We start from the raw sequence: 22,579 nt of genomic DNA, 5'->3' as shown, positions 1-22,579 counted from the left end.
TCTCAGCGTCGTCGAGGTCGCTACTCGACGACGCTTTGGGTGACCCCTTCCGCCACATCCACCCGCCCGCTGACGACTTCCAACGTAAGCGGTTGACGGCGATGATCGACAAAGCTCACCTGGGTGATGCTGCGCTGCTCGGTGGCTCCTTCGATCAACATTTCCAGCGTACCGTGATCGCACCACCACCGCACCGTCACCGTTAACCCATCGACGCTGCCCGCCGCGTGATCACAGGCAAAGTGCTCATCGAACGCGGCCTGACCGTTACTCCCTTGACGCTCATAGTGTAGCGACGTTGTTGCTTCACCTGCGGCCAGCCATAGCCGCTGCTGATAGCCCTGCTGCAGCGATAGCGCCAGCTTCGTACCTGCCTTGAGCACCAGCGTCAGTTGACCGTGAATGACCTCCCCGTCGGGCAAGGCAATGCAGTGCTCCCCTGCCGTTTGCAGCGAGCGAGGCGATATGCGGCTAGAGGTGCTGAGCATTTGACCTGCTTCGCGAGTAAAGCGCTGTTGTAAATGCACCCCACGAGAAGTCGCGCGCAGCGTCAGTTCTCGAGGCAGGCTCATGATGCCCCGCCAGCCCGCTTCAGGGGCATGGTTGGCGTACTGCCAGTTGTTCAACCACGCCAGCGCCAGCTGACGCCCTGGGGTATGCGACCAGCTCTGCACCGCATAGAAATCCCGACCTTCATCCATCATCAGTACAGTGTCGGGTGTGTTCGCATTGCTAAAACGCTGGCCGTCAAAGTCGCCGATAAAATACTGGGTGAACGAGCCAAACGGGTTATCCGGCGTGGCGCCAATGCCTACCACCAGCACCCAGCGCGTGGCAGGCTCATCCGGGCCAGCGCCCTCCACCGGCAGCTCAAAGAGATCCGGGCACTCCCACGGGTGCTGGGTATGCGCGCCCTCGCCGTCGCCAAAGGCGCTGGCAAACTGCCACTCCAGCAGGTTGTGGGAGGTATAGAAGTGAATCTCTTGCCCACAGGCCAGCGCCATTACCCAGCGCTGGCTAGGGCCATGCCAAACGACTTTAGGGTCGCGGAAATCTTTAAACCCAGGCGGCGGCAGAATCGGGTTTTGCCCATAACGCTGCCAGGTGCGCCCCTTATCACGGCTATACGCCAAGCACTGGGACTGCTCGTAATCCTCCGGGTCATCGGAAAGCATCCGGTGGCAGGTATAAAACGCCAGCAGCCCCGGCTGGCCGTCAAACAGCCCCGTCACATCATGCTCATCCACGATGGCACTACCGGAAAAGCAGGCGCCCTCTTCGTTAGGCGCCAACGCGATGGGCAAGTGCCGCCAATGGCACAGGTCACGGCTAACCGCATGCCCCCAATGCATCGGCCCCCAAACGGTGCTGAACGGATGGAACTGATAAAACAGATGGTACTCGCCCTCAAAAAACACCAGCCCATTCGGGTCGTTCATCCACCCCATCGGCGGCGCAAAATGTAACGCGGGGCGTTTAGGCTCAAAATCCGCTAACGTCATGCTTAAACCCTATCTTAATCGTTTAAGTTAGCGTATCACGACTGCTCACGAGCCGAACCACCCCCTTTAGGCGTAGTTATAAAAGTAGTTATAAAAAAAGCCCGAGCATGTCGCCATGCTCGGGCAAACGTCTTGCTCACACGACCCAATATCAGTGAGGCAAGTAACGAGAGTGCTCAGTAAGGTGTTACCTATTAGTGGTGGAAACGCTTAGTGATGGAAACGCTCGGCGGCTTGGCGGGCGAGTTCGCGGATGCCGTCCCAATCTTCGGCATCGACCATTGCTTTCGGAGTCAGCCAGGAGCCGCCTACACACATCACGTTCGGCAGTGAGAGGTAGGTTTCGGCGTTATCCACGGTGATACCGCCAGTGGGGCAGAAGCGCGCTTCCGGGATCGGTGCGCCGAATGCTTTGATCGCTTTAGCACCGCCGCTGGATTCTGCGGGGAAGAACTTGAAGCGGCGGTAGCCGTACTGCCAGCCGGTCATTAGCTCGGAGATAGTGGAGACCCCCGGCAGCATTGGCACCGGGCTCTCTACGCCGTAGCGGTAAAGCGCTTCGGTAGCACCGGGCGTAACGACGAAATCAGCGCCGACCTGCTCTGCCTGGCGGTACTGGGCAGGCGTGAGTACGGTGCCGACCCCAATGCTGGCTCCCGGCAGTGCTTCTTTCATGCGCTTGATGGCTTCTAGGGCGCAGTCGGTACGCAGAGTAATTTCCAGCACGGTAAGGCCACCCTCGACCAGAGCGCGGCCCAGCGGTACGGCGTCTTCCAGGCGCTCGATGGTGATCACCGGGATCACTTCGGCTTTCAGGCAAATACTGTCCAGCTCGGCGGTGCGCGTTGAGGGTAACTGTTTATCGATGGTCATCAGTGAGTCTCCAAGCAATTTGTTATTGGCGAAGGCGTAGCGTTAGGGCGCCCAGTAAATCGCCAACGGGCAGGATAGGAACGCGCGGATTGGCAGCGTGCGAACGTCGTCGCCACCCATGGCGTTGGCCAATACGGCACGCTTATCATCGCCGGTGATATGCAGAATATGGCGTTTCGCCTGGTGTAGGCGGTCTGCCGAGAAGGTAATACGCGGCTGCGGCTGGCTGGGGGTGCGTACCGCCACCAGTGGCTCATCGGTAGAAAGCGCCAGGCCCAGCTCTTGGCTATCGGGGAACAGCGAGGCCGTGTGGCCATCGCCACCCATGCCCAAAATGACGACGCTGGCGGGCCAGGCAAGTCCTGCCGTCGCTTCTGCCACCGCTGCCACGCCTTCTTCCGGCGTGCCCGCCTCAGATGTCAGCGGCACAAAGTTAGCCGCCGCCGCCGGACCTTGCAGCAGGTGGTCGCGCACCAGCTTGGCGTTGCTGTCGCTGCTCTGCTCGTCGACCCAGCGCTCGTCGGCCAGGGTGATATCTACCCGCGCCCACTCTAGCGGCTTTTGCGCCAGCGCCTTGAAAAACGGCACGGGCGTGGAGCCACCGGAGACCACCAGCAGCGCACGCTCCTGGTGTAAAAGGTCATCGGCTAGCGCCTGATAGACGGCTTCCGCTAGCTGCTCGGCTAGCGCTTGACGTGCTTCGCTCATATTAATAATCCTCGTACCAGCTGCGGCCATCCTGGGTAATCATGGCAATAGAGGCGACCGGCCCCCAAGAGCCAGCCGGGTAGCGGCGCGGCGGGGTTTCGCGTGCTTTCCAGCCGTCAATTAACTGATCGCACCAGCGCCACGCGTGCTCCACTTCGTCCCGACGGACAAACAGGTACTGCTGGCCTTTCATAACTTCCAGCAGCAGACGCTCGTAGGCATCGGGGATACGCGATTTCGGGAAGGCGCTGTTGAAATCCAGGTGCAGCGGGCCAGGACGCAGGCGCATGCCTTTATCCAGGCCGCTATCCTTGGTGAGTACCTGAAGGGCAATGCCCTCTTCCGGCTGCAGGCGGATAATCAGCTTGTTGGAGGCGATGCCACGCTGGTCCGGGTCGAAGATGTAGTGCGGCTGCTGGCGGAAGTGAATGACGATTTGCGACAGTTTCTCCGGCATCCGTTTACCGGTACGCAGATAGAACGGCACGCCCGCCCAACGCCAGTTGGCCACTTCGGTTTTCATGGCCACAAAGGTTTCGGTCTGGCTCTGGGTGTTAGCGCCCTCTTCTTCCAGGTAGCCCGGCACGGTCTGGCCATCGCTGGTACCAGCAATGTACTGGCCGCGCACCACGTCGCGCCCAAGCGCTTCACCGGTAAACGGCTTCAGCGCCTTGAGCACTTTTACCTTCTCATCGCGGATGGCATCGGCATCCAGGTTGGAGGGCGGGTCCATGGCGATTAGGCACAACAGCTGCAGCAGGTGGTTCTGTACCATATCGCGCAGCTGGCCCGCATCATCGAAGTAGCCCCAGCGGCCTTCGATGCCGACTTTTTCGGCGACGGTAATCTCTACGTGGGAGATATGGTTCTGGTTCCACTGGGTGCCGAACAGCGGGTTGGCAAAGCGCAGGGCAATCAGGTTTTGAACCGTCTCTTTACCCAGGTAGTGGTCGATGCGGTAAATGCGTGATTCGGGGAACACGGCACCAATCGCGTCGTTGATCTCTTCGGAAGAGGCCAAATCGTAGCCAATCGGCTTTTCCACTACCACGCGGGTATCGTCATTCAGGCTGTTGCTGGCCTGGAGATTGCGGCAAATGTCGCCATAAATACGCGCGGCGACGGAGAGGTAGACCACCATTGGGCGCTTGCTGCCTTCGCGCCACTGGCGAATAGCGTCGTAGCCATCGGCGGTGGCGAAGTCGAGCTTGAGGTACTCCAAGCGGTTCAGGAAGCGCTCCAGGCTCGCCTTGTCCTGCTCCTCTTTCTTCAGGCGCTTCTGCAGCGCGCCGCTGACCAGCTGACGGAACGCGGCAGTGTCGTGCTCCTGACGCGCCAGCCCCATGATCCGCGTGCTTTCGGGCATTAAGCCTTCGCGGTCAAGATGATACAGCGCAGGAAACAGCTTGCGCATGGCAAGGTCGCCAAGCGCCCCAAAAAGCGCTAAATCAATAGCGTGATTCGGATCGCCCAGCGGGGCATGTGACTGGCTCATCTCAGCTCCTATTTATAATTAGGTCATCTAATGTAGTTAGATTACCTAAAATCTATCTTATATGAGGCATTATACGCAATAATTCGTGTAATTTTACTACAAAATATTGTTCATTGCTGCCCTTTCCAGCTGCACTTCACCGATACGCTCGGCAGGCGCTTCTACCTTTACTCTACGCCCCTCGGATACGCCACCCCTCCTTCCCCTGAGGAGGAGGTGGCCTTGCGCTGAATTAGCGACGCTGGCAGTGAACAAAGCACGTCTAACAACGAACGTGCCCGACAACAACAACGTCAAAACGAGGTATGCACATCATGGCAATGGTTCGTCCATTTTTCACGCCGCTGCTCGCCGCTACGTTAGCGGCCACCGCCACCCTTCCCGCGTTTGCTTTCGAAGATGACCGCTTGACCATCTGGATGGGTGACAATAAAGGCCAGGAAGGCATCCGTGCGGTGGCTGAACAGTTTCTCGAAGACACCGGCATTGAAGTAGAGGTTGTGTTCCCTGACAACCTGACCGACCGCTTCCAACAGGCAGCGGGCAGCGGCCAAGGGCCGGATATTGTCATCTGGGCCCACGACCGCATGGGTGAATGGGCGCAGAGCGGCCTGCTCAAGCCGCTCGCCCCCAGCGACAGCTTCCGCGAAGCGTTCTACGACTTCACCTGGGAGGCCGCGCTGTGGAATGGCGAGACCTACGGCTACCCGATTTCGGTGGAATCCCTTGGGCTGATTTACAACAAGGCGCTAGTGGAAACGCCGCCCGAGAGCTTTGCCGAACTGATGGAGCTGGACGCCACGCTGGCCCAAGAAGGCAAAAAAGCCATCCTGTTCGATTACAGCGAACCCTACTACGGCTGGACGCTGCTGGCGGCCAACGGCGGCTACCCGTTCAAACAGACCGACAACGGCTATGACGTCAGCGATATTGGCGTCAACAATGAGGGTGCCGTTCAAGGCGCGGAGCTGCTGGTCGAGCTGATCGAGAGCGGCGTGCTCCCCCGGGGTACCGACTACAATCTGATGGATACCCGCTTCAACCAGGGCGAAGTGGCCACCATGATCAGCGGCCCCTGGGCATGGCCCAACCTAGAGCGTAGCGGTATCGATTACGGCGTCGCCCTGCTGCCCAAAGTAGGCGATGAGCGGGCAAAGCCGATGTTTGGCGTGATGACCGCAATGATCAATTCCGCCACGCCCAATGACTTCCTGGCGGTGGAGTTTTTAGAGAACTACCTGCTCAGCGAAGAGGGTATGCGCACCTTCAACAGCGATGGTTCGCTGGGTGCGGTGGCCCATATTGATTACCAAGCAGAGCTGGCGGACAACCCCAACATTGCCGCTACGCTGGAAAACGCCGAAGTAGGCATGCCGATGCCCAACATTCCTGAAATGGGCGCGTTCTGGGCCGCCATGGAGCCTGCACTGCAGAACATCGGCAGTGGCCGTCAATCGCCCCAAGAAGCGCTGGATGCTGCTGCCCGCCGTATGCGCCAGTAGCCTCTGTTTTTTGCCCTTACTGCCCAGCGGCAAACGCCGCTGGGCAGCCTTCAGGAAGTCATCATGTATACCACTAACGCGTCTCGTGGCCTGCCCCGCCACCGCTCTCGCCATCTTACCGAACGCTACACACGCTGGGCCATGCGTGGCGTGATTGCTGTTTTGGTGATCGCACTGCTCTGGCTGGTGCTGGCGTTCCACCTTAACGGCCAGTGGATGTTTGCACTGCTGTTTTTGGTACTTGGCGGCTCGCTGGGCGTGGTGTTTACCAAGCGCACGCTGATGAGCCACCGCTATATTTTTCCTGCCATCGCCGGGCTTGGCGTGTTCGTTATTTTCCCGCTGCTGTACACCATCGGGATCAGCTTCAGCAACTACAGCTCCACCAACCTGCTCTCAGAAGAGCGGGTGCGCGACCAGCTGATGAGCCAAACCTATCAAGCCGAAGGTAACGCCTTTGACCTAGCGCTCTACCCCGAAGGCGAGCTGGTGCGGCTCTATTTGGAAAGCCCTCAGGGCCAGCGGTTCGTTTCGTCTCCGCTCAATGTTGCTAATCAGGAAAACCGCCAGATTGGCGTGCAGGCCACCGATGCCCCACCCGCCCAGGCAGCGCTGGGCATGCGGGCCGTTATTCAGGCGCGGGATGCCCTGCAAGGCTTGCGGCTGGTCACGCCAGACGGCAGCGAGCTGCGTATGGCGGGCTTGCGTCAGTTTGCGCCGATGGTGAACCGCTACGAGGCCCGCGAGGATGGCGCGCTGTATGACCGGCGTGATGAGCGGCTGCTCACCCCCGACCCTAGCATTGGTTTTTTCGTGGCGGATAACGGCGAACGCATCACCCCTGGCTGGCCGGTGAACGTAGGCTTAGCCAACTACACCCAGATTTTTACCGACCCGGACATTCGCGGCCCGTTCATGCAGATTTTTGTGTGGACCTTCGTGTTTGCCGCCCTCACCGTGGTGTTTACCCTGGCTGTCGGGTTCGTGCTGGCCTCGCTGCTGCAGTGGGATCAACTCAAAGGCAAGGCCGTTTACCGCACGCTACTGATTCTGCCCTACGCGGTACCGGCGTTTATTTCGATTCTGATTTTTAAAGGCATGTTCAACCAGCACTTTGGCGAGGTGAACATGATTCTGGACACCTTGTTTGGGGTGCGCCCCGAGTGGTTTACCGACCCGTGGATGGCACGCAGCATGCTGCTGATCGTCAATACCTGGTTAGGCTACCCCTATATGCTGCTGCTCTGCATGGGCTTGATTCAGGCCATTCCCCAGGATTTATACGAAGCTTCGGCGGTAGACGGCGGCGGCCCGCTCACCAACCTGTTCAAAATCACCCTACCGCTGATTATCAAGCCGCTCACGCCGCTGCTGATTGCCGCCTTTGCGTTCAACTTCAACAACTTCGTGCTGATCGCGCTGTTAACCGGCGGCAGCCCGGATATTTTGGGGGCCAGCACCCCGGCGGGCACCACCGACCTGCTGGTGAGCTACACCTACCGCATCGCCTTCCAGGATGCGGGGCAGAACTTCGGCCTCGCGGCGGCTATTGCCACGCTGATTTTCCTGCTGGTGGCGGGCATGTCGCTGCTCAATTTGCGCCTTTCCAAAGTGAAGGTTTAGGAGGTTACTCATGGCGATGGTTCAACCCCGCTCCGTTGGCGCGCGCCGCCTGGGGGCGCACTTAGCGCTGATCTGTTTTGTATCGCTGATTGTCTTTCCGCTACTGCTGGTCATCTCGATCTCGTTTCGGGAGGGCAACTTTGCCACCGGCAGCCTGATTCCTGAGAATTTCTCATTGGAGCACTGGTCGCTGGCGCTGGGCATCCCCTGGGAGCGGCCAGACGGTACCGTTGTGCAACCGCCCTTCCCGGTGCTGCTGTGGCTGTGGAACTCCATCAAGGTGGCCGTGGTGTCGTCGGTGCTGATTCTGATGCTCGCCACCACCAGCGCCTACGCCTTTGCCCGCATGCGCTTCAAAGGCAAAGAGCCGCTGCTTAAAGGTATGCTGATTTTTCAAATGTTCCCGGCGGTACTTTCGCTGGTGGCGCTCTATGCGCTATTTGACCGGCTGGGGCAGTTTGTTGGCTGGCTGGGCATCAATACCCACGGCGCGCTGATTGTGGCCTCACTGGGTGCGGTAGCGCTGCATATATGGACGATCAAGGGCTATTTCGAATCCATCGACGGCTCGCTGGAAGAAGCCGCCATGGTGGATGGCGCCAGCACTTGGCAGGCGTTTCGCTATATCTTGCTGCCGCTCTCTATCCCGATCTTGATGGTGGTGTTCATCCTGGCGTTTGTGATGAGCATTATGGAGTACCCCATGGCCTCGGTGCTGCTGGTGGATGAGCACAAACTGACGCTCGCCGTGGGCGCACAGCAGTACCTCGCCGACCATAACCAGCGCTGGGGTAACTTCGCCGCCGCCGCCGTGCTCTCCGGTCTGCCGATTACCGTGGCGTTTCTGATCTGCCAGCGCTGGATTATTGGCGGTTTAACCGCCGGGGGTGTGAAGGGCTAGAGGTACTTAGCTAACTGTTTCTTCGCTTGGGCGGTTTGCTCAAACCCGGTGCACGATGTTGCACCGGGTTTATTTTTTACGGACTTTTTATGCAAGTGCATGATGTTATACGCCATGCTTCAGGCAATTGAATAACGAGCATGGCCATGCACAGCTTTCATCGCAGCAAAGAACTCTACCGACACTGGGCACCCGTATTTAAAATATTAGCGGTGCTATGGTTGGTCTTAGCGCTATTTATGTTGGTCCCCTGGGCTGTTCTACTGGTAGAGCAAGACCCAGACGCCCACGCTTTCAGCTTATCAATCTTGATGGTGCTGGCGTCGGTGGCTACGACGCTGCTGCTAACATACCGTGCGCCCCTCGAGCTAAAACCCTGGCAGATGTTTATCCTAACGGCTGGAAGTTGGATCAGCATTAGCGGGTTTGCCAGCTTGCCGCTAATTTTAGGCGCCCCGCAGCTCAGTTTTACCAACGCCGTGTTTGAATCGGTTTCCGCCATTACCACCACCGGCTCTACCGTGCTGGTCGGGATTGAAAACCTATCGGACGGACTAAAGCTGTGGCGTGGACTCATGCAGTGGCTAGGCGGGATCGGCATTATTGTGATGGGCATCGCCATTTTGCCGTTTCTGAAAGTAGGCGGTATGCGTCTGTTCCATACCGAGTCTTCTGACTGGTCCGACAAAGTACTGCCCCGCACCGGTGGTATCGCTAAAGCCACGCTGATTATTTATGTGGTGCTAACCCTATCGGCGGTTGTGAGTTACTGGTTGGGCGGTATGCTGCCGCTAGATGCTATCGTGCACGGCATGACCTCCCTAGCGACCGGCGGATTTGCTAACTCCGATGCCTCTTTTGGAGCGTATACCGAACAGCCATGGTTGCTCTGGATTGCGAGCTTCTTCATGTTGACCGGCGCGCTGCCGTTTGTGCTGTATATCCGTTTTATCCGCTCATCTAAAAGCGCATTCTGGAGAGACCAGCAGGTACGCGGGCTGCTCAAACTGTTGCTGATCGCCATTGTGGCCTTAAGCGCCTGGCGGGTATTTCAAGGCGACAATTGGTTTGTATCGCTCACCCACGTGACCTTCAATGTTATCTCCGTGGTCACCACTACCGGCTACGCCTCCGATGACTATACGCTGTGGGGCTCCCTGCCGATTGCAGCGTTTTTCTACCTGACCTTTATGGGCGGCTGCAGCGGCTCCACCAGCGGCGGGATGAAGATTTTCCGTTTTCAGATCGCCATGCTGATGCTCCGCAACCAGCTACGCTATTTAATTCATGCGAATGGCGTGTTTACCACTCGCTACAACGAGCAGCCGGTCACCAGCGAGATTTCACGCAGCGTCGTGGCATTTTCGTTCTTCTTTTTTATCACCATTGCGGTGCTGGCGTTAGGGCTCGCCGCGCTGGGTTTGGATTTGGTGACGGCTCTCACCGGTGCCGCCACGGCAGTCGCTAACGTGGGTCCTGGCCTTGGCGACACCATTGGCCCGGCAGGCAACTTTGCCACCCTGCCAGACGCGGCAAAGTGGTTGTTATGCGTCGGTATGTTAATGGGCCGTTTAGAGATTTTAACCGTGGTGGTTTTGTTGACTACTATGTTTTGGCGGCGTTAAGGGGTAAGGGAATGAAGCACTCGCTACGCCTTCCTAACCGCAAAGAGTTAGCCCTGGTAATAGGCACTAGCCTCGCGGCACTGCTAGCCGCCTGGTGGCTATACACATGGCTCGCCTTGGCTAATCTGTCGTTGATCTTCTTAACAGCGGTGCTGGCTTGTGCCGTGCTAGCCAGTAGCTATGCCGCCTTTATGAGCGCCCTGGTCAACTTTGTTATCTTTAACGTTGGCTTTACCGAGCCCTACCTCTCTCTGGCGGTTTACGAGCGGGAGCAGTTAGTCACGCTGCTGTTCTTTTTATTAGTGGCACTCGTTGTTAGCAAAATTGCAGGTGACAGCCGCGAGCGTATGTTGGCACTCAATGCTTCCCGGCTAGCAGAAGAGCAGGAGCGCCTGCGCTCTGCCCTGCTGGCATCGGTTTCCCACGATTTACGTACACCGCTTGCGTCGATTATCGGCTCGGCAAGCTCGCTCCGCGCCCTGGATGCCCAACTCACTCCAAAAGATCGCTATGAACTCCTGGACGGTATATTGAATGAGAGCGAACGCTTAAATCGCTACATTCAAAACCTGTTAGATATGACGCGGTTGGGCCATGGCGAGCTGGCCATCGAAAGAGACTGGATCAGTGTTGATGATTTGGTGGCATCAGCCCGTAAGCGCTTAGCGGGTTCGCTGGCGGGTGTCACCGTGCATCAAGCGTGGGATAGTGAGCTACCGCTGCTGTATGTTCATCCGGCATTGATTGAGCAAGCGCTGGTCAATGTGCTCGAAAATGCCGCCCGCTTTTCCCCACCAGGTGGCCATATCACCATTGCAGCGGCCACCAATACCGATGCCACTTTGCTCACCCTTACTGTTACTGACCAAGGGCCGGGCATTGCTCCCGCCTTGCGCGAGCAGGTATTTGAGATGTTCTTCACCGGTAACGAAGGCGACCGAAGCCCGCACGGCACCGGGCTTGGCCTCGCCATTTGCCGAGGTATGCTGGGTGCCCACGGCGGTACTGTTCGCGCTATGGCGGGGCCAAGCGACACAGGTACTCAAATCATAATGACGCTGCCCTTAACCCCACCGCAGCGGGAGCCACGCCATGCCTCATGACTCCCCTCGGATACTGGTTGTCGATGATGAACCGGCCATTCGGCGCTTTTTGCGTATCAGCCTAAGCTCACAAGGATTTCAAATTATTGAAGCTAGCACAGGGCAAGCAGCCATTTGCGCCGTGAACGAAGCCATGGCAAGCCACCCCATCAGTTTAGTTTTACTCGATTTGGGCTTGCCCGACATGGACGGTCAACAGGTACTCAGCACACTGCGCCGTCAGGTCAACATACCGATCATCATTGTCTCGGTTCGCGGCCAGGAAGCCGAAAAAGTTCGGGCGCTGGATAATGGAGCCAATGACTATGTCACTAAGCCCTTTGGCATCCAGGAGCTGCTGGCACGTATTCGCGCGGTGCTGCGCCATTACCAGCCCACCAGTGAGCCGTTACGCTATCAATACGGTGCGCTAACGCTCGATGTTGCCGCGCACCTTGTGACATTGAACGGTGTGACGGTCCACTTAACACCCAAAGAGTTTGCCGTGCTGAAGCTACTGATCAGCCAAGCGGGCCGCATCGTGACACAAACCCACCTATTGAAAGCCATTTGGGGGCCTACGCATCAGGCAGATACCCACTATTTACGCATCGTGGTGAGCAAACTGCGCCAAAAACTAGGCGATGACCCACAGGCCCCCAGCTTGTTACAGACCGAGCCGGGGATTGGTTACAGGCTCTGCGTCGAGTTCGACCGCGAGGAAACCAACCAATGAAAATTATTATTCTAGGCGCAGGCCAAGTGGGTGCAACGCTTGCTGAGCACCTCGCCCGCGAAGAGAACGACATCACCGTCGTCGATACCGACGGCGCAAAACTACGCGAACTGCACACCAAGCTGGATATCCGCACGGTGACCGGCGCAGGCTCCTACCCCATCGTGCTGCGTCAGGCGGGCTGCGAAGACGCCGATATGCTGATCGCGGTGACCAACACCGACGAGATCAATATGATCGCCTGTCAGGTGGCCCATACGCTGTTTCGCACCCCCACCAAAATTGCTCGGGTGCGCTCCACCGCCTACCTCACCCGTAAGGGCCTATTCGCCCACGAAGCGATTCCCATCGACGTGCTGATCAGCCCTGAGCAGGTAGTCACTGACCACGTGCGCCGCTTGATCGAGCACCCCGGCGCGCTGCAGGTACTGGAGTTTGCCGGAGGCCTGGTGCAGCTGGTGGCAGTGAAGGCCTTCTACGGCGGCCCGCTGGTGGGCCAGGATTTGGCGTTTTTGGGCAAGCACATGCCCAACGTGGAAACCCGCGTGGCGGCGATTTACCGCCGCAATCGGCCGATCATTCCCCGGGGCGACACGGTGATCGAAGCCGACGACGAGGTGTTCTTCCTGGCGGCCCGCCGGGATATCCGCGCGGTGATGAGCGAGCTGCGCAAGGTGGAGCGCGACTTCCGCCGGGTGGTGATTGCCGGGGGCGGCAATATCGGCGAGCGGCTGGCGGAGCACCTAGAGCACAGCCATCAGGTGAAGATTATCGAGCACAGCCTGGAGCGCTGCACCACGCTCTCCGAGCGGCTGGATCGTACCGTGGTGCTCCACGGCAGCGCCACCAGCAAGCGGCTGCTGGAAGAGGAGAACATCGAAGACTGCGATATCTTCTGCGCGCTGACCAACGACGACGAGGTCAACATTATGTCGTCGCTACTCGCCAAGCGGCTGGGGGCAAAGAAGGTCCTCACGCTAATCAACAACGCCGCCTATGTGGATTTGGTCCAGGGCGGCGATATTGACATCGCCATCTCCCCCCAGCAGGCCACCATCGGCAGCCTGCTGACCCACGTGCGCCGGGGCGATATCGTCAACGTACACTCGCTGCGCCGCGGGGCGGCGGAGGCCATCGAAGCCATCGCCCACGGCGATAAGCAGTCGTCCAAGGTGGTGGGCCGTACCATCGCCGAGATCGACCTGCCGGAAGGCACCACCATCGGTGCCATTGTGCGGGGTAAGGAGGTCATCATCGCCCACGGCGACGTGCTGGTGGAGAGTGGCGACCACGTCATCCTGTTTGTGATCGACAAGCGGCGAATCCGCGACGTTGAACGCCTATTCCAGGTCGGATTAAGCTTCTTTTAACAAGCACTCTTTTTAATAAGGACTCGCCCCCCCTCGAGCCTCTCTACTGGCTCACCCCATCCACCGTGACTTGGCGCGGGCAGGCGTTGCCGTTGGCATCAAACAGATGGCAGCGCTGGCCAGCGATTCCCAAGCGCGAGACCTGGCCCTCCTCCAGCCGCGTCAGGCCATCCAGGCGCTGGGTTAAAGGGGTATCGATACCCGCCACCTGCCAGTGGGCCAGAGTTTCATAGCCCAGCTTTTCGGCCACCATCAGCGTGGCGCTCAGCGTTGCATCCGCTTGCTCAGCCGCCACGAAGTCTTCGGCCCGCAGCCCTAGCGTGGCGTGTTCACCGGCCTGAAGCTGCTGACCGTTTACCGCCACCGCCAGCGTTTCACCGCTATGCAGGCGCACCACCGTTTGGCGCTCGCCGGGGTCAACCACCGTCACCGGCAGCGTATTGATACGCGGCGAGCCGATGAACTCAGCGACTTCCAACGTGGTGGGAAAGTGATACAGCGACAGCGGCGCGCCCACCTGGGCAATACGCCCTTTCGAGAGCAGCACGATGCGGTCGGCCAAGGTCATCGCCTCCACCTGATCATGGGTGACGTAGATCATGGTGGCGTTCAGGCGTTTATGCAGCGCGGCGATCTGTACCCGCATATCCACGCGCAGCGCGGCATCCAAGTTGGAGAGCGGCTCGTCGAACAGAAACACTGCAGGCTCTTTGACCAGGGTGCGGCCAATAGCGACCCGCTGGCGCTGGCCGCCGGAGAGGTCTTTGGGCTTGCGCTCCAGAAGCTCGGTGAGGTGCAGCATCTCGGCAGCGTGCTCCACGCGGCGGCGAATTTCCGCTTTGTCGGTGCGCGCCAGCTTCAAGCCAAAGGCCATGTTCTCGGCCACGCTCATATGCGGGTAGAGGGCATAGGATTGGAACACCATGCCGATGTCCCGCTCCTGGGGCGGAATCTCGTTGATCCGCTGACCATCGAGCTGCATATCCCCAGTGGTGATGTCCTCCAAGCCCGCGATCATGCGTAGCAGCGTGGATTTTCCGCAGCCGGAGGGGCCCACGAAAACCACGAACTCGCCGTCTTCGATGGTGAGGTCGATATCCCGTGAGATTTCGACACCATCGAAGGATTTACCGATGCCGCTAAGGGTTAAACGTCCCATGGCGCATCCTCCTGAGTTTGCGGGCAGCGGGCAATTGCCACCCCAAACGGCGGCAGCGTCAGCGTACCTGCCTGCCACTCACCGTTTAGCCACTTAGGCGCATCCTCCAAGGCTTCAGCACTCTCGGGAACTGCGCGAGTAACGGTCTGATTGCTAAAGTTCAGCGCTACCAGCAGACGGGTTTGCTGATAGGTGCGCTCTAAGCAAAGCACCTCGTCGCGTACCGGGAGATAGCGCACCTCGCCTTTGACCAGCGCGGGCTGGGTACGGCGGAAGGCTAAAAACGCGCGGTAGGCATTGAGCAGAGAATCAGCATCCTGCTCTTGTTGATCCACTGCCAAGCTCGCGTGTGATTCGGGCACCGGCAGCCAAGGGGTGGCACTGCTAAAGCCCGCATAGCGGGCATCTGCCTGCCAGGGGTGCGGGGTGCGGCAGCCATCGCGACCTTTATAGGCAGGCCAAAAAGTAATGCCTGCCGGATCAACGAGCTGCTCAAAGGTCAGCTCCGCCTCGGGCAGACCCAGCTCTTCGCCCTGATAGAGGCATACGCTGCCCCGCTGGCTGAACAGGAACACCAAATAGAGGCGCAGCTTCTCCAGCTGCCCTTCCGCCTGCCAGCGGGTTGCCAGCCGCGTTACGTCGTGGTTTCCCAACGCCCAGCAGGGCCAGCCATCGCCAATGCGCGCTTCCATTTCGGTAAGCGTTTCGTGCAAATAGCCGGGGTCGGCTTTATCGGTCAGCAGGTTGAACGAGTAGCACATATGCAGGCGCTTGCCGCCCTGGGAGTACTCCGCCATCACGCCCAGGGCGTCGTCGTCGCCCACTTCGCCCACGCTGGTGGTGCCGGGGTACTCATCCAGCAGCGCCCGCAGTCGCTCCAGAAACACCAGGTTTTCCGGCTGGGTTTTGTCGTATTGGTGGAGCTGATAGCCGTAGGGGTTGTCGGGGCGAACGCCCAGGAAGCTTTCGGTGATCTCCTGGCGCGGCGGGTTATCTTTTAGCTCGCCGTGGGTGCAGAAGTTCACCGCATCCAGCCGGAAGCCATCCACGCCGCGCTCTAACCAGAAGCGCACTTCTTCCAGCATGGCGTCGACCACGGCGGGGGTGCGGAAGTTAAGGTCCGGCTGGCTGGCCAGGAAGTTATGCAGATAATACTGGCAGCGGCGGGTATCCCACTGCCAGGCGCTGCCGCCGAATACCGACTGCCAGTTGGTGGGCGGCGCGCCATCGGGCTTGGGGTCAGCCCAAACATACCAATCAGCTTTGGGATTGTCGCGGCTTTGGCGGCTCTCTTCAAACCACGCGTGCTGGTCGGAGGTGTGGGACATCACCTGATCGATCGTCACCTTCAGCCCCCGCGCGTGGGCCGCTTCGACCAGGCGGTCGAAGTCTTCCAGCGTGCCGAACATCGGGTCAACATCGCGGTAGTTGCTGATGTCGTAGCCGAAATCTTTCATCGGCGAAGTAAAAAACGGCGACAGCCAAATCGCATCGACGTTTAATGAAGCGATGTAGTCGAGCTTGTCGATCACCCCTTTCAAATCGCCAATGCCGTCGCCGTTACTATCCATAAAGCTGCGCGGGTAGATTTGGTAAATCACCGCGCCGCGCCACCAGTCGGGCCCCTGGCTGCCAACGTAGTGAGAAGTAGAAGGTGTCTGCATCATGGTGAGTCCTTATCCTTGTTATTGCCGACGGTTTTATTAACAACCGAGTAATTACCCATAGTCGGCATGATGCAGGCTACGCCACGGGATAAAATCCTCCCCCAGAGGGAGTGCCAGGCGTAGGCGCGGGGAGGAGTGGTAACGCGGCGCCTTACTCCCCCTGGATATGCGCCAAGAGCTGTCCGGCCAGGGCAATGGCCTCGTCCCGGCGGCGGATATTCTGCTTTTGGTAGAGGCTGCGGATATGGGTTTTGATGGTGGTCGGTGCTACCGAGAGCTGCTCGGCAATCTGTTCGTTGGAGAGCCCGGCGTGAATCAGCCCCAGGATTTGCCATTCGCGGCGGGTCAGCGGCGAGGTGCGGATCAGCTCTGGCACGTCGGGCCTCGCGACAATATCCGCGATGACCGTTTCATCTAGCATTAAGCGTCGGGCGCAGCCGAAATCCTTCTGTTGGCCCGCCAGCGCCAGCAGCCGCTCTGCCCTCGCCTGCTCTAAAGCCGCTAGCGTGCCGCCGGCGAGTAAGCCGTTGAGCAGCTCCCCAAGCGGTTTACCCAGGCGCAGAAAGCTGCCTACCAGCGCGGTGCGAGAAGCCAAGCTGAGCGCTTGATGCATGTGGTGGCGGGCTTGCTCCTCGCTGCCTGCATACCACGCCGCGGCCGCGAGGCAGAGCTGGTTGCGGTTGGCATCGGTGACTAGCCCTAACCTTTGGGTGTGCGCTTCTAGCGCCTCTAACAGCGTGCGGGCCTCATCAAAGCGGCCCAGCAGCGTAAGTGCCCGGGCGTGATTACGTACGTTGCATTGGGCAAAGTGGTTGGTGGCCCCTTCGGTAACGGGAGCGGGCGCTTCTTGGCGCCAGCGCTCCACCGCGTCGAGATCTTGCGTGGAGTGCCACCAGGCCAGCAGCGTGGCGTGGGCGTTAGCCACCCAATCGATATGGTAATCGCCTTCGGCCAGGATTTTACGCAGCCGCCGAATGTGGTCGGCGCACTGGGCCTGATCGCCACGGCTCTGGGCGATTTTGGCCAGTTGAATGTGGCACTGCAGCGTCCAGCGCTCGCCTTGGTTATCCAGCACGGCAATGCCTTTTAGCGCGGCCTGCTCGGCCTCGTCCAGACGGTGCCACTCCCAAAGCACCTGACTGCGAATGCGGTAGAGAAACTCCGCCACGGGCAGATGTTCGAGCTCTGCCCGCTCCAGGTGGGCAAAGGCGCGCTCTTGAATATCGTAAGCGGCCTGCAAGCGCCCCTGGGCCACCAGCGTTTCCGACTGATGGCAAAACGACCACAGCAGCAGCTGGTGATCCTCACGTTGACGTGCCAAGCGCTCTACCTCGCGCACCCGCTGCAGTGACTCATCCAGATAGCCCAGCACAAAGCGCGCCTCGCTCAAAATGGCGGTCGCGGTCAGCGGGGTGGAGGCTAAATAGCGGGCGGGCACGGCCAGCGCCTGTTCGGCCAGTGGGGCGGCACGCTCGGCGTTGCCTTGATTGATCGCCAGCTGGGCACGCAGGGTGGCGAACTCCGCGCTCAACACCTGCCAATCGGGCACCTCCAGCTGCGCTTCGATCCAGCTAATCACCCGTGCGGTGATATCAAACTGAAACTGGGCGTGGGATACCCAGCCGTAAAGCAGCGCCAGCTCTGGGCGTGTCGAGATTTGCGGCTCCCCCAGCAACCCAAGCCCTTGAGCCAGCAGCGCGTAGGCCCCGCTGGCAAGCAGTGCAGGCCCTTGAGAAACCAGTAGGCTGGCCACATCATCGGGCGCTTCCGCCAGAATGGCTTGGCGCAGCGCCATTATTGGGTCGTTGAGTGCCAACCAGGCCTGGCTGGCCCGCTGGTGCAGGGTGCGCTGGGTGGCAAGGCTTAACTCGTGGCGGCGGTGGCGCAGGTACTCACCAAACAGCCGTTGAAAGCGGTACCACTGGGCATGAGGGTCGGGACGCTCGATAAACAGCCCCGCCTGCTCGAAGGCATCTAGCCGCTGAGTGAGCCGCTCGCCCTCCAACAAACGCGCCATCAATTCGGGGGAGAAACGCTCCAGCACCCCAAGCTGCAGCAGGAGTTCACGCTCTTCAGGGGGCAGTGCCTCGGCCAGCAGCTCATCAAACCAAGCCACAAAATCAGGATGCCCGCCGTTTAAGCGCTCAACCAGCGCATCGAACCCGGCGCGGGTAGTGGTGCGCTCCACCAGCCAATTCAGTGCCATCACCCAACCGCCGCTTCTGCGTAGCGCTCGCTCAAGACTCACCCGCGTAGGGGGAAAGCTGAGCTGCTCCGCGCAGAGGGTTTGCGCCTCTTCGCTATCGAAGGCCAGGGCGCTAAGGTCGATCTCTTCGAGCTCGCCGCGTAACCGCAGGCTGGCAAGGCCCAACGCAGGGCGGGAGCGGCTGGCCAGCGTTAAGGTCAGCCAGGGTGGCTGGTGGCGTAGCCAGTGGGCCAGCCCGGCTAAAATATCGGGATGGGTAAGGTGTTCAAACTCATCCACCACCAACCGGCAGGCTGCGCGCTGTTCAGGCAGCTCGGCCAGCCAGCGCTCCAACTGCTCAACACACTCTTGCTCATCGCACTCTGCCCCTTCGGCCAAAGGCGACAGCGGCGTATGGTCGCCTAGCAGCGACTGGATGGCCGCATGCCAGTAGCTCAAAAAGCGCTCGGGCTGGTTATCGCGCTGATCCAAACGAAGCCAGGCCGCCTCTTGTTCCAGAGCCGGTAGCCGTTCCGCAAGCAGCGTGGTTTTGCCATACCCCGAAGGAGCCTGCACGACCAACAGACGCACCCGTTCGTGCAACGCGAAGAAGTCATTGAGTCGCGGCCTTGCCACCACGCCCAGCGGTAGCGACGGTGCTTTCAGCTTTTCCTGCAGCAGCGGCATGGCACTCTCCTTTCATTACCCAAAACCTAGCCTAGTAAGCCTCGGCTAATAAAAAGCCCGCGACAAGTCGCGGGCAAATCAGCATTGGTGAAACAGACGTATCAAAAACAGCCTTGCTAGTGAGCGGCTCGCCCTTAGAACCATACCTCGGTTTGTACGCCGAAGGTGAACTCACCGCCAGTAAAGCCATCGCTGCCCAGAGAGCTGGCACCGTAGCTGTTCAGGTTCTCATCCCAATCGCTGTAGGTAGTGAACAGACGGATTTCAGGACGTTTCCAGAAGCCACCCACTTCCGGCTTGAAGGTTGGCGCAATGGTGAACTTCATGTAGTCGCCATCCACCGCATTGCGGCCGCTGTAACCCTGTGGTTCGAAATCCATCCACTGGTAGCTGGCTTCGTACTGCATTTCAAAGTTCTGGTTGATCTCATTAGCCAGGCGAACGTTCAGGGTCGCCCAGTCGTAGCTGTCGCCGCTGGCAAAACGGTCGTCGCTAGTTTCCGCCAGAATGGCGGGGGCGATGCGCCACTTCGGAGCAACATAGGTTGTACCGTAAACGGCCAGACGCGTCGTGGAGGCATCGTCGGTTAGATCACCGTTGCTACCGAGCCCCTTCACTTCGGCACCCAAGCCTTGGCCGTGAAGCACAGCAGCTTTGAAGTTACCTTCACCCATGCCGAAGAAGCTGTCGCCGTGGTAGGCCACCATGGTGTGCCAGCCGGTATCAGCAGCGGTTTGGCCCACGCCAATATCGCGCTCGTCGTTATCCGCGGCAGACATGCCGTTGACCATGACCTGCCAGTTACCGAAGTAGTTGTTGGAGGTCAGGATCAAGTTATCAGTATCGCTACTTTCACCGTCTAGGCCGGGGTTTTCGCGATTGACGACCGGAAATTCGCTAAAGCTGCGGCCATACAGCGAGAAGTTGGTTTTCCAGTTCTCCGCCAGCTGTACATCGTATACACCGCCACCGGTACCGGCGAGGAAGACTACATCGCTATCGAGCCAGTGGATGTCGAAGTTATTGCGGTCAAAGCGCTTACCGGCCCAAATAGAGGCGTTCTCAAACGCGCCGGTGAAGCTAGGCAGGTCGCTAAATTCAGCATAAGCCTGACGCACGTTTAGGTTGGTATCATCCCCCACCCAATCGTTACTGGAGTTAGTGCCATGAGCCAGCATGGTGGTATAACGAGCTTTAGCGCCGTTATCGAACTGCATGCGGTAGTTCAGGATGGCTTCAGAGTAAGTGTCTGGCTCGTTACCCAAACGCCCCACCGCGCCGCCGTTGCCACCGGCTGGCGTCAGGTAGGGGCCGCCTGGGGCGCTTTTGCCATCTTCGCCAATCAGCAGGCCAGAGCGGGCATAAACGTTAAACGAGAACCCCTCTTCGCCGCTGGCTTGACGCTCAACGCGGGCCAGGCGCTCTTCAATGTCAACAGCCGCTGGAGCACTGGAGGAAGTCGCGCCACCCGCCTGCTCCGCCAACTCAGCACGGCGCTCGGCGGCCTCAGCCCGCTGCTCAGCAGCAGCGATACGCGCTTCAAGCTCAGCAAAGCGCTCTTCCAAGGTCATGTCAGCGCTGGCAGCACCGCACAGGCCGAGGCTGGCAGTAGCAACGGCAATGGCTAATGGTGTCTTGAATGTCATTTTGTGCATTGTTTTAAAACCCTAGTGTTAAGTCCTATTGTTTTTTATCCCGAACGTCTGAACCGTGTTCCTGCTTCCCGCCTTTAACCGCCTAACCATGTGGTTCCTAACTTGTTTCTAACTAGGTGCATCGCTGCCATGGCGTTAAAAGCTGGTGTTAAAAGCCGGCGTTTCAGAACTGCCACCCGTTTTAGTGCCCACCATTCGCTTGGCAACACTTCTACGAGATTACTAAACTCGCTTACTAAACCCGCAATGTTGCAAAGCAACCAGCATTTCGCTTTTAGGAAGAGTGACAGACAGAACTTAATCGATTAAGAGCTAGTAAACCAACAAGGTTTTGCTAATTATCGACCAATGTCTAAAGGTTTTTTTATCTTAGAAAAATTTAATTGAAACAGATTAGACAAAAGTCGCTATTGAACTTCATGCCAACAGACGGCTAACTGGCACCGTACTCGAACTTAATCGTTTAAGAAAGCACAGCAAGCGCTTTGCTACCACAACCCCCACAACAATAAACGCCGAGGAACGCCGTTATGAAAAAGACACTACTCACTTCTGCTATTGCTTTGGCCAGTATTGCCAGCGCCACTGGGTCTGCCCAGGCGGCTGAATTAACGATCTCCTGTGGCGCGGTTGGTGCAGAGCTAACCCTTTGCCAAGAGGGCGTGCGCGCCTGGGAAGAGAAAACCGGCCATAGCGTTGATGTGGTTTCAACGCCCAACTCATCCACTGAGCGCCTGTCACTCTACCAGCAGATTCTGTCTGCCAACTCCAGCGACATCGATGTGATGCAGATTGACGTGGTATGGCCAGGCCTGCTTGCCAACCACCTGCTTGACCTACGCGAAGTGCTGGGCGAAGACGCCGCTGCAGGCCACTTTGACACCATCGTGACCAACAACACCATCGACGACCGCTTAGTGGCGATGCCGTGGTTTACCGATGCGGGCGTGCTCTACTACCGCGAAGACCTGCTGGAGAAGCACGGCCACGAGGTGCCCACCACTTGGCAGGAGCTGACCGAGACTGCCCGCGATATTCAAAACGCCGAGCGCGAAGCGGGCAACGACCGCATGCAGGGTTTTGTGTTCCAGGGCCGCGCCTATGAAGGCTTGACGGTCAACGCCCTTGAGTGGGTTGCCAGCTTTGGCGGCGGCACCGTGGTGGATAACGAAGGCGAAGTAACCATCAACAACGAACGCGCCGCGCAAGCGCTGGATCTCGCCGCCTCCTGGATTGGCGATATTTCCCCTGAAGGCGTTCTGAACTACACCGAAGAGGAAGCGCGAGGCGTATTCCAGGGCGGTAACGCCGTATTTATGCGCAACTGGCCCTATGCTTGGTCGCTAGCGCAGAGCGACGACAGCGACGTGCGTGGCAAAGTCGGCGTCGTGCAGCTGCCCGCAGGTGGCGAGGAAGGCCAAAGCGCTGCTGGCCTGGGCGGCTGGAACTTAGCAGTGTCCCGCTATAGCGAGAATCCAGAGCTGGCCGCCGACCTGGTCGCCTTCCTGACCAGTGAAGAAGAGCAGAAGCGCCGCGCAATACAAGCCTCTTACAACCCGACTATTGCAGCACTGTACCAGGACCAGGAAGTGCTGGATGCCGTGCCCTTCTTCGGTACGCTTTACGACACCTTCACGAATGCGGTTGCCCGCCCCTCTGCCCCCACGGGCGATGCCTACGGCCGAGTTAGTAACGCCTTCTTCAGCACCTCCCATGACGTGCTGTCTGGCACCAAAGATGGCGCTCAAGCCGTCGCTGACCTTGAAGGCGAACTGCTACGCCTGAAGCGTCGTAACTGGTAATCGCGGA

The 22,579-nt window shown here is 58.9% G+C and carries 16 protein-coding genes; 8 read left to right on the top strand and 8 right to left on the bottom strand.

Annotated features, from left to right (window positions below; translation table 11 throughout):
• Nucleotides 1–20: 20 nt before the first annotated feature.
• The 4 genes from LG300_RS05665 to zwf form a co-directional block, all read right to left on the bottom strand.
• Nucleotides 21–1,502, bottom strand: a complete 1,482-nt coding sequence (locus LG300_RS05665; protein WP_404377424.1) for a glycoside hydrolase family 32 protein — start codon at nucleotides 1,500–1,502, stop codon at nucleotides 21–23.
• A gap of 210 nt (nucleotides 1,503–1,712) precedes the next feature.
• A complete protein-coding gene (locus LG300_RS05660) occupies nucleotides 1,713–2,375 on the bottom strand; it encodes a bifunctional 4-hydroxy-2-oxoglutarate aldolase/2-dehydro-3-deoxy-phosphogluconate aldolase (protein ID WP_404377423.1) in 663 nt (220 codons plus the stop codon).
• A 42-nt stretch (nucleotides 2,376–2,417) separates the two neighbouring features.
• Nucleotides 2,418–3,083, bottom strand: coding sequence for a 6-phosphogluconolactonase (gene pgl / locus LG300_RS05655; protein ID WP_404377422.1), 666 nt, complete (start codon nucleotides 3,081–3,083; stop codon nucleotides 2,418–2,420).
• Nucleotide 3,084: 1 nt separating this feature from the next.
• On the bottom strand, nucleotides 3,085–4,578 hold the full coding sequence (gene zwf, locus LG300_RS05650; protein ID WP_404377421.1) for a glucose-6-phosphate dehydrogenase: 1,494 nt from the start codon (nucleotides 4,576–4,578) through the stop codon (nucleotides 3,085–3,087).
• Nucleotides 4,579–4,892: 314 nt separating this feature from the next.
• On the opposite strand from zwf, the gene malE reads away from it, so the two are divergent.
• The 7 genes from malE (at nucleotide 4,893) to trkA (ending at nucleotide 13,417) form a co-directional block, all read left to right on the top strand.
• Nucleotides 4,893–6,080: a maltose/maltodextrin ABC transporter substrate-binding protein MalE gene (gene malE, locus LG300_RS05645; RefSeq protein WP_404377420.1), complete on the top strand. Its 1,188-nt coding sequence runs from the start codon at nucleotides 4,893–4,895 to the stop codon at nucleotides 6,078–6,080.
• A gap of 63 nt (nucleotides 6,081–6,143) precedes the next feature.
• Nucleotides 6,144–7,703, top strand: coding sequence for a maltose ABC transporter permease MalF (gene malF, locus LG300_RS05640; RefSeq protein WP_404377419.1), 1,560 nt, complete (start codon nucleotides 6,144–6,146; stop codon nucleotides 7,701–7,703).
• 10 nt (nucleotides 7,704–7,713) lie between these two features.
• Nucleotides 7,714–8,604 (top strand): maltose ABC transporter permease MalG, encoded by an 891-nt coding sequence (malG, locus tag LG300_RS05635; protein ID WP_404377418.1) that lies wholly within the window; start codon nucleotides 7,714–7,716, stop codon nucleotides 8,602–8,604.
• Nucleotides 8,605–8,750: 146 nt separating this feature from the next.
• A complete protein-coding gene (locus LG300_RS05630) occupies nucleotides 8,751–10,229 on the top strand; it encodes a TrkH family potassium uptake protein (RefSeq protein WP_404377417.1) in 1,479 nt (492 codons plus the stop codon).
• Nucleotides 10,230–10,240: 11 nt separating this feature from the next.
• A complete protein-coding gene (locus tag LG300_RS05625) occupies nucleotides 10,241–11,332 on the top strand; it encodes an ATP-binding protein (protein ID WP_404377416.1) in 1,092 nt (363 codons plus the stop codon).
• A complete protein-coding gene (locus tag LG300_RS05620; RefSeq protein WP_404377415.1) occupies nucleotides 11,322–12,047 on the top strand; it encodes a response regulator transcription factor in 726 nt (241 codons plus the stop codon). Before LG300_RS05625 ends, LG300_RS05620 begins: the two co-directional genes overlap by 11 nt.
• Nucleotides 12,044–13,417, top strand: a complete 1,374-nt coding sequence (gene trkA / locus LG300_RS05615; RefSeq protein WP_404377414.1) for a Trk system potassium transporter TrkA — start codon at nucleotides 12,044–12,046, stop codon at nucleotides 13,415–13,417. Before LG300_RS05620 ends, trkA begins: the two co-directional genes overlap by 4 nt.
• A gap of 43 nt (nucleotides 13,418–13,460) precedes the next feature.
• Here trkA and ugpC read toward each other — a convergent pair whose 3' ends face one another.
• From ugpC to LG300_RS05595, 4 genes are all read right to left on the bottom strand, one after another.
• On the bottom strand, nucleotides 13,461–14,576 hold the full coding sequence (ugpC, locus tag LG300_RS05610; RefSeq protein ID WP_404377413.1) for a sn-glycerol-3-phosphate ABC transporter ATP-binding protein UgpC: 1,116 nt from the start codon (nucleotides 14,574–14,576) through the stop codon (nucleotides 13,461–13,463).
• Nucleotides 14,564–16,243: an alpha-amylase family glycosyl hydrolase gene (locus LG300_RS05605; RefSeq protein ID WP_404377412.1), complete on the bottom strand. Its 1,680-nt coding sequence runs from the start codon at nucleotides 16,241–16,243 to the stop codon at nucleotides 14,564–14,566. Before LG300_RS05605 ends, ugpC begins: the two co-directional genes overlap by 13 nt.
• 151 nt (nucleotides 16,244–16,394) lie before the next feature.
• On the bottom strand, nucleotides 16,395–19,115 hold the full coding sequence (malT, locus tag LG300_RS05600; RefSeq protein ID WP_404377411.1) for an HTH-type transcriptional regulator MalT: 2,721 nt from the start codon (nucleotides 19,113–19,115) through the stop codon (nucleotides 16,395–16,397).
• A 134-nt stretch (nucleotides 19,116–19,249) separates the two neighbouring features.
• The gene (locus LG300_RS05595) at nucleotides 19,250–20,770 is read right to left on the bottom strand and encodes a carbohydrate porin (protein WP_404377410.1); all 1,521 of its coding nucleotides are present in this window, start codon (nucleotides 20,768–20,770) and stop codon (nucleotides 19,250–19,252) included.
• Nucleotides 20,771–21,300: 530 nt separating this feature from the next.
• Between LG300_RS05595 and LG300_RS05590 the strand changes: the two genes are divergently transcribed.
• Nucleotides 21,301–22,572, top strand: a complete 1,272-nt coding sequence (locus LG300_RS05590) for an ABC transporter substrate-binding protein (protein ID WP_404377409.1) — start codon at nucleotides 21,301–21,303, stop codon at nucleotides 22,570–22,572.
• Nucleotides 22,573–22,579 lie beyond the last annotated feature (7 nt).

The sequence above is a fragment of the Vreelandella aquamarina genome (genome assembly GCF_044805175.1).
Classification (GTDB): domain Bacteria; phylum Pseudomonadota; class Gammaproteobacteria; order Pseudomonadales; family Halomonadaceae; genus Vreelandella; species Vreelandella aquamarina_B.
This window is presented reverse-complemented; position numbering and strand designations above follow the sequence as displayed.